This is a genomic window from Microbacterium sp. (assembly GCF_052099035.1).
Lineage (GTDB): Bacteria > Actinomycetota > Actinomycetes > Actinomycetales > Microbacteriaceae > Microbacterium.
This window is the reverse complement of sequence record NZ_JBQDSX010000077.1, coordinates 1-10,994: the sequence shown is the minus strand read 5'-3', so window position 1 is coordinate 10,994 and position 10,994 is coordinate 1. Positions and strand designations below refer to the sequence as shown.

At 64.7% G+C, this 10,994-nt stretch carries 14 protein-coding genes; 10 read left to right on the top strand and 4 right to left on the bottom strand.

Annotation, left to right across the window (positions count from 1 at the left end; all coding sequences use genetic code 11):
* The 10 genes from ACTIAO_RS15420 to ACTIAO_RS15375 form a co-directional block, all read left to right on the top strand.
* A partial coding sequence (locus ACTIAO_RS15420; protein ID WP_441907056.1) for a bL21 family ribosomal protein occupies positions 1 to 107 on the top strand: 107 nt, incomplete at its 5' end.
* Between the two features lie 18 nt (positions 108 to 125).
* Positions 126 to 383: a 50S ribosomal protein L27 gene (gene rpmA, locus ACTIAO_RS15415; RefSeq protein WP_441907055.1), complete on the top strand. Its 258-nt coding sequence runs from the start codon at positions 126 to 128 to the stop codon at positions 381 to 383.
* Between the two features lie 111 nt (positions 384 to 494).
* Positions 495 to 2,006, top strand: coding sequence for a GTPase ObgE (obgE, locus tag ACTIAO_RS15410; RefSeq protein WP_441907054.1), 1,512 nt, complete (start codon positions 495 to 497; stop codon positions 2,004 to 2,006).
* Positions 2,003 to 2,812, top strand: a complete 810-nt coding sequence (gene proB / locus ACTIAO_RS15405) for a glutamate 5-kinase (RefSeq protein ID WP_441907053.1) — start codon at positions 2,003 to 2,005, stop codon at positions 2,810 to 2,812. The genes obgE and proB overlap by 4 nt, the downstream gene beginning before the upstream one ends.
* 9 nt (positions 2,813 to 2,821) lie before the next feature.
* Entirely contained in the window at positions 2,822 to 4,075 is a 1,254-nt protein-coding gene (locus ACTIAO_RS15400; RefSeq protein ID WP_441907052.1) for a glutamate-5-semialdehyde dehydrogenase, read from the top strand.
* A 52-nt stretch (positions 4,076 to 4,127) separates the two neighbouring features.
* On the top strand, positions 4,128 to 4,352 hold the full coding sequence (locus ACTIAO_RS15395) for a hypothetical protein (protein WP_441907051.1): 225 nt from the start codon (positions 4,128 to 4,130) through the stop codon (positions 4,350 to 4,352).
* A gap of 5 nt (positions 4,353 to 4,357) precedes the next feature.
* Complete coding sequence (nadD, locus tag ACTIAO_RS15390; RefSeq protein WP_441907050.1) at positions 4,358 to 4,960, top strand: nicotinate-nucleotide adenylyltransferase; 603 nt, start codon at positions 4,358 to 4,360, stop codon at positions 4,958 to 4,960.
* Positions 4,957 to 6,114: a hypothetical protein gene (locus ACTIAO_RS15385; protein WP_441907049.1), complete on the top strand. Its 1,158-nt coding sequence runs from the start codon at positions 4,957 to 4,959 to the stop codon at positions 6,112 to 6,114. Before nadD ends, ACTIAO_RS15385 begins: the two co-directional genes overlap by 4 nt.
* Entirely contained in the window at positions 6,111 to 6,491 is a 381-nt protein-coding gene (rsfS, locus tag ACTIAO_RS15380; protein ID WP_441907048.1) for a ribosome silencing factor, read from the top strand. The genes ACTIAO_RS15385 and rsfS overlap by 4 nt, the downstream gene beginning before the upstream one ends.
* A gap of 1 nt (position 6,492) precedes the next feature.
* Positions 6,493 to 7,182 (top strand): SDR family oxidoreductase, encoded by a 690-nt coding sequence (locus ACTIAO_RS15375; protein ID WP_441907047.1) that lies wholly within the window; start codon positions 6,493 to 6,495, stop codon positions 7,180 to 7,182.
* A gap of 2 nt (positions 7,183 to 7,184) precedes the next feature.
* Here the strand turns inward: ACTIAO_RS15375 and ACTIAO_RS15370 are convergent, their stop codons facing one another.
* From ACTIAO_RS15370 to ACTIAO_RS15355, 4 genes are all read right to left on the bottom strand, one after another.
* Positions 7,185 to 7,532, bottom strand: a complete 348-nt coding sequence (locus tag ACTIAO_RS15370) for a cupin domain-containing protein (protein ID WP_441907046.1) — start codon at positions 7,530 to 7,532, stop codon at positions 7,185 to 7,187.
* Positions 7,533 to 7,629: 97 nt separating this feature from the next.
* Complete coding sequence (locus ACTIAO_RS15365; RefSeq protein WP_441907045.1) at positions 7,630 to 7,761, bottom strand: putative transporter small subunit; 132 nt, start codon at positions 7,759 to 7,761, stop codon at positions 7,630 to 7,632.
* On the bottom strand, positions 7,761 to 9,452 hold the full coding sequence (locus tag ACTIAO_RS15360; RefSeq protein WP_441907044.1) for a sodium:solute symporter family protein: 1,692 nt from the start codon (positions 9,450 to 9,452) through the stop codon (positions 7,761 to 7,763). Before ACTIAO_RS15360 ends, ACTIAO_RS15365 begins: the two co-directional genes overlap by 1 nt.
* 252 nt (positions 9,453 to 9,704) lie before the next feature.
* The gene (locus tag ACTIAO_RS15355; protein WP_441907043.1) at positions 9,705 to 10,853 is read right to left on the bottom strand and encodes a calcium:proton antiporter; all 1,149 of its coding nucleotides are present in this window, start codon (positions 10,851 to 10,853) and stop codon (positions 9,705 to 9,707) included.
* Positions 10,854 to 10,994: the final 141 nt, after the last annotated feature.

Below are 10,994 nucleotides of genomic sequence, written 5' to 3'. Positions count from 1 at the left end.
GCGGCCCGAAGATCATCATCCAGAAGTACAAGAACAAGACCGGCTACAAGAAGCGTCAGGGCCACCGCCAGGAGCTCACGCGCGTCAAGATCACCGGCATCAAGTAAGCAGAAGAGGCATAGGACATGGCACATAAGAAGGGCGCAAGCTCCACCCGCAACGGTCGTGATTCCAACGCTCAGCGACTTGGCGTCAAGCGGTTCGGCGGCCAGCAGGTCAACGCCGGCGAGATCATCGTTCGTCAGCGCGGAACCCACTTCCACCCCGGCGTGAACGTCGGCCGTGGTGGCGACGACACGCTGTTCGCTCTCGAAGCGGGCGCGGTCGAGTTCGGCGCGAAGGGCGGCCGCAAGGTCGTCAACATCGTTGCCGTAGCTCACTGACAGCAACACTAAGACATCCGGTTCGGGGCGGGCTTCGGCTCGCCCCGTCCGCGTATCCAGAGCCTTTCGACAGGCTCTGGAACCAGCAGCATAAGAATCTGAGGACATGACATGGTCTCGTTCGTCGACACGGTGACGTTGCATCTGCGCGCCGGTAAGGGCGGCAACGGCTGTGTTTCCGTGCACCGCGAGAAGTTCAAGCCGCTCGGCGGCCCGGACGGCGGTAATGGCGGTGACGGCGGCAACATCGTTCTCGTCGCCGATACGCAGACCGGCACGCTGCTCTCGTATCACCACTCTCCGCACCGTTCCTCCGGTAACGGTGGATTCGGCATGGGCGATCACCGCTCCGGCTACGAGGGTGAAACGCTTGAGCTCCTGGTGCCAGTAGGCACGGTCGTCAAGGACGTCGAGGGCGACGTTCTCATCGACATGGTGACTCCTGGAGATCGATTCGTCGTCGCTCAGGGCGGACGCGGCGGCCTCGGCAACGCAGCGCTGTCCAGCCAGAAGCGCAAGGCGCCCGGCTTCGCACTGCTCGGCACCCCCGGATTCGAAGGCGATGTCGTCCTCGAGCTCAAGACCGTCGCCGATGTCGCACTCGTCGGCTACCCCTCCGCGGGCAAGTCGAGCCTGATCGCAGCCATCTCTGCGGCGCGCCCGAAGATCGCTGACTATCCGTTCACCACGCTGCACCCGAACCTCGGCGTCGTACAGGCCGGCGACTCGCGCTACACCGTCGCCGACGTCCCCGGACTCGTCGAAGGCGCCAGCGAAGGACGCGGTCTCGGATTGGAGTTCCTGCGCCACGTCGAGCGCTGCTCCGCTCTGCTCCATGTCCTCGACTGCGCAACGCTCGAGCCCAATCGTGACCCGATCTCCGACCTGGATGTCATCCTCGCGGAGCTTGCGGCATACGAGGTGCCTGAGGGGCAGACGCCGTTGCTGGAACGTCCGCAGCTCGTCGCGCTGAACAAGATCGACGTCCCCGAGGCGCGTGATCTCGCTGACCTCGTGCGTCCGGAGCTCGAAGCGCGCGGTTTCCGCGTATTCGACATCTCGACGGTGTCGCATGAGGGCTTGCGCCCACTCACCTTCGCTCTCGGAGAGCTCGTCGACAAGCACCGTGCCGAGGTGGCCGTCGAAGCTCCGGTCGAGCGCGTCGTCATCCGTCCCCGAGGTGCACAGAAGCCGTTCACGATTCGGGTCGAAGGCGGCTCCTACGGCACGTACTACCGCATCCTGGGCGAGAAGCCGGTGCGCTGGGTGCAGCAGACCGACTTCCAGAACGAAGAGGCCGTCGGCTATCTGGCGGATCGTCTGGAGCGCCTCGGAGTGGAGGACGAGCTGTTCCGGCTCGGCGCCACCCCGGGTGCAACCGTCGTCATCGGCGAGGGCGAAGGGCTCATCTTCGACTGGGAGCCCTCGATGCGCTCGGCAGCCGAGCTCATGACCGCTCCTCGCGGCACTGACCCGCGATTGGCTCCGAATTCCCGCCGTACGACGGGCGAGCGCCGTGAGCAGTATTACGAGCGCATGGATGCCAGGGCTGCCCACCGTGCCGGCGAGGAAGAGAAGCGCCGCGCAACGGCAGGACAGGACCCCGCCGGAGAAGACGCGTGACAGCGCGCACGAGAGCCGAGCTGGCAACTGCCGCGCGCATTGTCGTCAAGGTCGGCTCATCCTCGATCAGCGGGGAATCGTCGTGGCGCATCCCGATGATCGTGCATGCCCTCTCAGACGCGCATGCGCGCGGCTGCGAGATCGTGCTGGTGTCATCCGGTGCGATCGCCACCGGCATCCCGTTCCTCGATCTGGATGCCAGACCGACCGATCTCGCGACGCAGCAGGCCGCCGCGGCGGTAGGGCAGAACGTCCTCGTCTACCGCTACCAAGAGGCCCTGCGCCCGTTCAAGATCGTCGCAGGACAGGTACTGCTGACCACCGGCGACCTCGAGACCCAGACATCACGCAGCAACGCCCAGCGTGCGATGGAGCGGCTGATGGGTCTGCGCATCCTGCCGATCGTCAATGAGAACGACACGGTCGCCACACAGGAGATCCGCTTCGGAGACAACGACCGGCTCGCAGCTCTGGTGGCACAGCTCATCCACGCTGACGCGCTCGTACTTCTCAGCGACGTCGAGAGCCTGTACACCAAGCCGCCGACCGACCCGGGTGCGCAACCCCTCGACATCATCGCCGCCGACGACGAGCTCGTCGGCCTGGAGTTCGGCTCGACGGTCGTCAACAGCGTCGGAACCGGGGGAGCGGCAACGAAGGTATCCGCAGCCCGCCTCGCCGCGGCATCAGGCATCGGCGTTCTCGTCACCAGTGCAGACCTCGTCGAGCGAGCTCTCACAGGCGCCGAGATCGGCACCTGGTTCGAGCCTGCAACATCGGCCTCCGACCCCGTGCAGGTCTCGTAAGCTGAACGAATGACCACCGACACTCCGCAGGATCGTCTCGCACGAGCCAAGGAGGCCTCCCGCGCGACCGCCCGTCTCACCAGCGATGAGAAGGTGCGTGCACTCGAAGGAATCGCTCGTGCGCTCGAAGAGAACGCCGGGAAGATCATCGAAGCCAACGAGCGGGACATCGATACCGGGCGTCAGAACGGCATCAGCGACGCGCTGATCGACCGGCTCCGTCTGGACGAGACGCGTGTCGGTGCACTGGCCTCCGCAGTCCGAGAGATCGGCGTACTCGCCGATCCGGTCGGCCAGGTAATTGGGGGGCATCGGATGCCGAACGGCGTCGCCCTCGAGCAGGTGCGTGTTCCCTTCGGCGTGGTCGGTGCGATCTACGAGGCGCGCCCCAACGTCACCGTCGACATCGCAGCCCTCGCGCTGCGCTCCGGCAATGCCAGCGTCCTGCGAGGCGGCAGCGCGGCGCGTGAGTCGAACACGGTGCTCGTGCAGATCATGCGCGATGCGCTGGATGCCGCTGGCATCACAGCCGAGGCGATCCAGACTGTTGACGACTTCGGACGAGACGGCGCCAAGGCGCTCATGCACGGCCGTGGCTTCATCGACGTTCTCGTTCCGCGTGGAAGCGCAGCTCTGATCGAGACCGTCGTCACAGAGTCGACGGTGCCAGTGATCGAGACCGGCGCGGGCAACGTGCACATCGTGCTCGATGAGACGGCACCGGACGACTGGGCCCGCGAGATCGTCGTCAACGCCAAGATCCAGCGGCCGAGCGTCTGCAACGCTGTCGAGACGGTTCTCGTGCTTCGCCAAGCGGCACCCCGACTCGTCCCGCTCGTTGCCAGCGCACTGCAGAGCGAGGGCGTGGCAGTGCACGGCGATGACATGGTCGTGGGACTCATGAGCAACGTCATTCCTGCTACCGAGGAGGATTGGGCGACCGAGTACCTCAGCCTCGATATCGCGATGAAGGTCGTCGACACGCTCGATGACGCGCTCGACCACATCCGCACGTACAGCACCGGTCACACCGAGTCGATCGTGACCACCGATTCGCGTAATGCCGAGCGGTTCCTCGCCGAAGTGGACTCCGCCGTCGTCATGGTGAATACGTCGACCAGGTTCACCGACGGTGCGGAGTTCGGATTCGGTGCAGAGGTCGGCATCTCGACCCAGAAACTGCATGCGCGGGGCCCGATGGGGCTGTCGGAGCTCACCAGCACGAAGTGGCTCGCGCGTGGGGCGGGCCAGACACGCGGCTGAGCGATAGGATGGGAGCGCGTCTTCTCGCACCCGGTCACGAAACGGAGTCAGGATGAACCTCGTCGCACAGATTGCGATGGCAGCCGCTGAAACTGAGCACCACGGAAACGTGGCGCTCGAGACCGTCATCTTCGGGCTCATCGCAGCCGGTCTGTTCGCCGTACTCGGACTTGTCACCTTCTCGTACCGTCACGTCGCGAACCGCCACTCCGCCAAGGCTGAGGCCTGGGCAGAGGCGCACGGTGCGGACGGGCACGGAGCAGGGCACGGCCACTAGGGCGCATGGAGACAACGACCACGCGTGCCCCCCGGATCGGAGTAATGGGCGGGACGTTCGATCCGATCCACCACGGGCACCTGGTCGCGGCGAGCGAAGTCGCGCACTCCTTTGGTCTTGATGAGGTCGTCTTCGTACCGACCGGGCATCCCTGGCAGAAGTCGAACGTCACGGAGAGCGAGCATCGCTATCTGATGACGGTGATCGCCACGGCATCCAACCCGCAATTCACGGTCAGCCGCGTCGATATCAACCGCGAGGGACCCACCTACACGATCGACACACTGCGTGATTTGAAGGCCGAGCGTCCCGATGCCGAACTGTTCTTCATCTCTGGAGCAGACGCCGTAGCGCAAATTCTCAGTTGGAGGGACCATGATGAACTGTGGGAGTTGGCCCACTTCGTCGCGGTCTCCCGTCCAGGACACGTTCTGAGCACGGATGGCCTCCCGAGCGAGAACGTGAGCCAGCTGGAGGTTCCCGCCCTCTCGATCTCTTCGACCGCATGTCGTGAGCGTGTGAATGAAGATCAGCCGGTCTGGTACCTCGTTCCCGACGGAGTGGTTCAATACATCGCGAAGCATCATCTGTATCGGAGCAAGGTATGAGTACATCGGATCAGCAGGGTGACCAGCCGCTGACCCGCAAACAGCTGCGGGAGATCCGTCTCACCGGCGCGACGCCGGTGATCGGCGAAAAAGAGGCGGCGGCAGCCGCGGCGAACGCGCGACCTGTTCCTGCCGTGCCCGTTCCGAAACCTGCTCAGCCTGCTGAAGTCGCGCCCGCTCCGCTTGTCGACGAGGCCCAGGTCGACCCCCATTCCACTCCGCTGACTCGGCGCCAGGCGCGTGCGCAGGAGCGCATTCGCACGGCATCCGTGCCCGTTATCCCGAACGAAGAAGCGCCGGCTGCTCCTGAGGAAGCACCCGCTGCGGAAGAAGCAGACAGCAGCACCGCGGAGGACACGGAAGTGCCCGCCTTCGCCCCGGTCTCCGCCCAGCCGGTACCGGAAGCGGATGCCGATGCCGACGAGACCGACGTAGACGAGACCGACGTCGACGAGGCGGATGCTGAGGCCGACGTCGACGACGCGGATGCGGAGACGGCGTTCGAGTCCGATGTCGACGCGGAGTCCGACGAGTTCAGCACCGTGTTCGGCGTGAGCGAGGAACAGGCTGAAGAGGAAGACGACGCACAGGATGCCGTTGGCGAAGGCGATGAGCTTCCGGTGGCTGATGCGATCATCACCGGTGAGCATCCGGTCGTCAGTTCTGCATTCGGCAAGCAGCTCTTCGCCGAGAAAGCAGACAAGAACGACGTTCCCGCGTTCGCCCCGTCCTTCGACGAGCTCATCACGTCAGACTCGGGTGGGTCGCACCGCACCCCGAACACGCTGATCTTCACGCACCCGGGCGAAGGGTCGCTCTCCGGGCCCGTCGCCTCGACCGGCGAGCTGTTGATCACCGGCAGCTACGAGCTGCCGCAGGGGATCGGATCGCGGGGCCACGCGGACGGCACGGCGGACGGCAAGGACATCGATGCTGTGCTCATCGATGGCGAACTCCCGCCGGCATCGTCTCCCACACCGATCGCCGCAAGCTCTGCGGTCAGCACGATCAAACCTGCCGGTGAGGTCATCCGACCCCCGGCGCCTGAAAAGGGCAACAAACTCATGCTGACACTGGCGATCACGGCGGGTGGGCTCGCGCTCGCTCTGGCCGTTGCGCTGGTCGTCGCCTTCACTACGAATGTGTTCGGATGATGCAATCACCCCAGACCGCTGAAGCCATGCTCCAGATCGCGGCGGACGCCGCCGTTTCCAAGGGCGGAGAAGACCTCGTGGCACTGAACGTGTCCGAGCCCCTCCCGCTCGTCGACATCTTTCTGATCGTCACCGGAAACAGCGAGCGTAACGTCGCCGCGATCGCCGACGAGATCGAGGACAAGCTCCTCGAAGCGGGGCACAAGCGGGTTCGCCGCGAGGGTCGCTCGGAAGCGCGTTGGGTGCTCCTCGACTTCGGCGACCTGATCGTGCACGTCTTCCACGGTGAAGAGCGCGTGTACTACGGCCTCGAGCGTCTGTGGAAAGACTGCCCGACGGTTCCGTTCGAACTGACCGAGGCGCCCGAGCGCGTCTGAGATGTCTACGCACCTGATCACCGGTGCTGGCTCCGGCATCGGGGCAGCGCTCGCACGGCGTCTGCACGAGCGCGGCGACGAGCTCGTGCTGTTTGCTCGTGACGCCGGTCGCGCTCGTGCGATCGCGGCGGAGTTTCCTGGGGCGTCGACGCTGGTCGGCGACCTGTCCGACCCTGGCCGGTTGTCCTGGGCGTTGTCGAAGCAGCAGCTGCCGAAGCGCATCGACTCCCTCGTGCACGTCGCGGGCGTGGTGGACCTGGGCCGCGTGGCCGACCTGGCGCCTGCCCTCTGGGCGCAGCAGCTTGCCGTGAACCTCATGGCACCCGCCGAGCTGACCCGGCTCCTGCTCCCGGTGCTGCGGGTCTCTCGCGGTCAGGTGCTGTTCGTGAACTCCGGTGCGGGGCTCCACGCCCATGCCGAATGGGGTGCCTACGCGGCATCCAAGCACGGGCTCAAGGCTCTCGCCGATGCACTGCGCGCCGAAGAGGCCGAGCACGGCGTGCGCGTGACCTCGATCTTCCCTGGCCGCACAGCGACGGCCATGCAGGAGCGCGTTCACCAGCAGGAGGGCGCGGAGTACGATCCGGGGCGATTCATCGACCCGGAGTCGGTGGCCACGACGATCCTGACCGCGCTGGATCTGCCGCGCGACGCGCAGATCACAGACCTATCGGTCAAGCCCGGCGTCTGAGCTCACACGGAGCGGCGCACCGTCAACAGGAAGACACTGTCTTCGCGGGCGAGAACCGCATGCCGCTCAGGTGGGATCGGCATGATGTCGCCGGAGCTGAGCTCCCAGGAGCGCCCCTGGCCCGTGAGCCGCAGATGACCGCTGAGAACCTGCAGCGTCGCCTCGGGAGGGCTCTCGTGCTCGGGGAGTTCGGCTTCGTCGAGAAGGGCCATCACCGTCTGCCGCAGCACGGACTCACGCCCGCCGTAGATGGTTTCTGCTGCGCGCCGGGCGGAGGACTCCCGCGCCTTCTCCAGCAGCCCTTCCTGGAGCTCGGGAAGATTCGTATGCGTCAGTGGTGCTTCGGTCATGCCCTGTTCCCTTCATCGACGTCCTCTTCATCTTCGCATCGAACACGAAAGGGGGCGACGGCGGGAATCCCGACCATCGCCCCCTTTCCGGGGAGCGTCAGATGATCTGACGTCCCTCACGCGTGGCTTCGCGGGCATCCTTGACGAATGCCCGGACGATCACGGCGAGCGTGCCGATGACGATGACCGGCCAGACGAGCACGTAAGCGGTGAGCAGCAGAGTCTCCATCATGCATCCTTTCCTGCGAGTGCCTCGTTGTCAGAGGCATCCGCAACAATTTCGGTCTCAGCGGTGTCGAAGTCGCCGGTGCGCTTCTTGATGAGATCGAAGTCGAACCGCTTCGTCTTGTTCATCATGGTGATGGCCACGCAGACGATCGTGCTCACGGCATAAGCCACGAGCGATCCAGACAGCACCGGGTAGGTGTGCAGGAATCCTATGGCGAACGGAGCGGATGCCACGGTCGCAATGCTTCCGACGATGACAGCCACGCGCAGACCGAAGAAGCCGAATGCCATGAGCGCTAGCACGACGCCGATGCCGACGACGGACAGCACGTCGCTGACGATCCCGATGCCACCGGAGAGATCGATCCACTCGAAGCGCACCGGCAGGAACGCGGCGAGGGCCGCGACGACGGCGACGCTGAAAGCGACGTTGGTGACACGGTTCCAGTAGAAGCTGGCGATCACGGGGAACACGAGCGCGCCCCACATCGCACCGACGAAGACCAACAGGTCGAGGATGTTGAACTGCATCGACGCGAAGCACAGCCCTGCAGCGGTTGCCCCGACCATCGTCAGGCGGCCGACGAGGAGCATCGTCTTCGGGTTGGCGTTCTTCTTTCCGGCGACGTTCTGCCCGTAGATGTCAGCCATCATGATCGACGAGAGCGCGGTCATGTCGGCATCCGCCGTCGACGACAGCGAACCGATGATCATGACGAAGAACAGGCAGATGAGAATCGGAGGCAGGTAGCTGGCTGCCATCTGCGGGATCAGGTTGTTGACGTCGCCGTCCATGGGCTGGACGCCGGCGTACAGTGCGAGCACACCGAGCATTCCGATGCCGATGATGGATGCTCCGTAGCCGAACGTCGCCGTGATGAACGTCTTCTTGATCAGATCCTCACGCACCGCGAACAGGCGCTGAGCGATGGTCTGGTTGCCGATCGCATAGGCGAGGACGGCCGCGATGTACGGGGCGCCCTGGTTGAAGAACGCATCCGAGGAGAAGAAGTCGCCCTGCTGGGGGGTGAGGTTCTTCGCGCCCTCGACGAACAGGGCGGGTCCACCGGCAGCGAAGAAGATCACGGGGACGATGATCGCCACCGCACCGAGAATCGCGATGACCTGGGCGAAGTCGGTCAAGACAGAGGCGCGGAATCCTGACCATAGTGTGTACGCGAGCACACCGATCGCGATTGCGACGATGCCCTGCGTGAAGCTGAACGGCGACAGCATCGAGATCAGTGCGCCGCCGGCGATGAGGTTGGAGGTCAGGCTGATGAGGCTGCCGAGAATATTGGAGCCGGCGAGCATGAGCTGGCTGGAGCGTCCGTGCCGAGCGAACATGACCTCGGCGATGGTGTGGGCCTTGGGCGCGACCTTGCGGATGCGGCGGCCGAAAGGATAGATGAGCAGAATCATCAGGGCGCCCCAGAGCCCGTAGTGAATGGGGCCGGAGATGCCGTACGTGTAGCCGGAAGTGGCCGAGGCGTACATGGATGATGCCCAGATCCAGGTGGCAGTCATGGAGGCGGCGGAGATGCCGAACCCCATTTTGCCGCCGGCGGTCATGTAGCCGTCGGCGTTCTCCTTCTTCTTGGAGATCCGGATGGACATGTACAGGCTGCCGCCGAAGAACAGCAGCATGAGGAAGATGACGATGGGGCCGGAGAGTGTCTGGAGTTCTTGCATGGTGAACGAACCTGGACCACTGAGGCGCATGGCAGCGCGCAGACGAGAGGCCCGGGGTGCGGCTCCTTTCGGTCTGTTCGCATTCCGGGCACGCCAAACGTCGACGCATCCTCAGCGGGATTCGAATGATCGCAGGTGTGCGCAGTCGGGCGCACGCTAAGTGAGAGCGCACAATGCGCTCCCTGCCCATGCATGCATGAACATCCTTTCCACCATAGCAAGCTCTCAGGGAACTCCCGGCCACGCCTGAGGTCAGCTGAAGAGCACGATGGTATATATCGCGAAGAGCGCCAGGTGCACAGCGCCGTGCATCGCGGTCACGCGCTTCGCTGCGAACGTTGAGATGGACAGCAGCAGCGTGACGGTGAGCAGCATCAGATCCGGGAGAGTCTCAGCGAGGATGACGGCTTGACCGGTGGGCATGCCGATGATCAGGACTGCCGGGATCGTCAGACCGACGGTGGAAACCAGCGCCCCGTGGCAGAGATTGATGACGCGCTGTACCTCGCCTCCGAGAGCCGCTCGAATGGCGGTGATGGATTCGGGCAGAAAGACGATTGCGGCGATGAGCACACCGGCGAGAGCAGTGGGAGCGCCGAGTCGAGCGAGCCCGTCATCGAGGAGCGCTGCCATATCGTGCGAGAGAAGCACGATCGGGATGACAGTTACGACGAGCAGGCCGAGTCGAGTGAGGATCTCAGTGCGATGTTCGCGGAGCACGTCCCGGATGCCGGGGGCCGCGGCATCCGGCTCGGTCGACGTGATCGCTCGGAGTGTGAGACGTTCATCGATTTCGGTGAAGTCATCTGCCTGCGCGCCCATCTGCCGGAACAGGAAGAACCCGTACAGCGCGAGAGTGACAATCACGACGGGGATAGCCTGTGCTGTCGTGTACGCGCCATCCTGACCGATCAACGCAGGAAGGCCGAAGGCGAGGGCTATGAGCACGACGAGCATTGCGAGGTACGCGGAGGTTCCGGTGCGATTGTGCGCCAGGCCTCGATGACGGATGCCGCCGAGGAGAAGCGCGAGTCCGATCACGAGGTTCAGAATGATCATCGACACCGCCATGACGGAGTCGCGTGCGATCGTCGCGTGTTCGCCGGGGCCGAGCATGACGGCCGAGATGAGGACGACCTCGATGAGAACGATCGACAGCGTCAGCACGAGCGAACCGTACGGATCACCGAGACGGCGGGCGAGCGCCTCCGCCTGCCTCACGACGCCGAAGGCACAGACGAGGATGACGGCGACGATGCTCACGAGCGCGGTGATGAGCAGCGGTGCCGGGACAGGGGGGCTGAGCAGGGGAGTGGCGAGCAGCAGCGCTCCGAACGCACTCCAGCCGAGAGCGATCCGCACGATGTCGGATGTCGTGATGAAGCGGGTGATGCTTCGCATGGACAGAACTCCTTACGGGGTCGTCCCCGTATGAGCTGTCTGGCGAGGGTCGTCCCTCGCGGGAATTGATGGTGGACCTGAGGGGACTCGAACCCCTGACCCCCTGCATGCCATGCAGGTGCGCTACCAGCTGCGCCACAG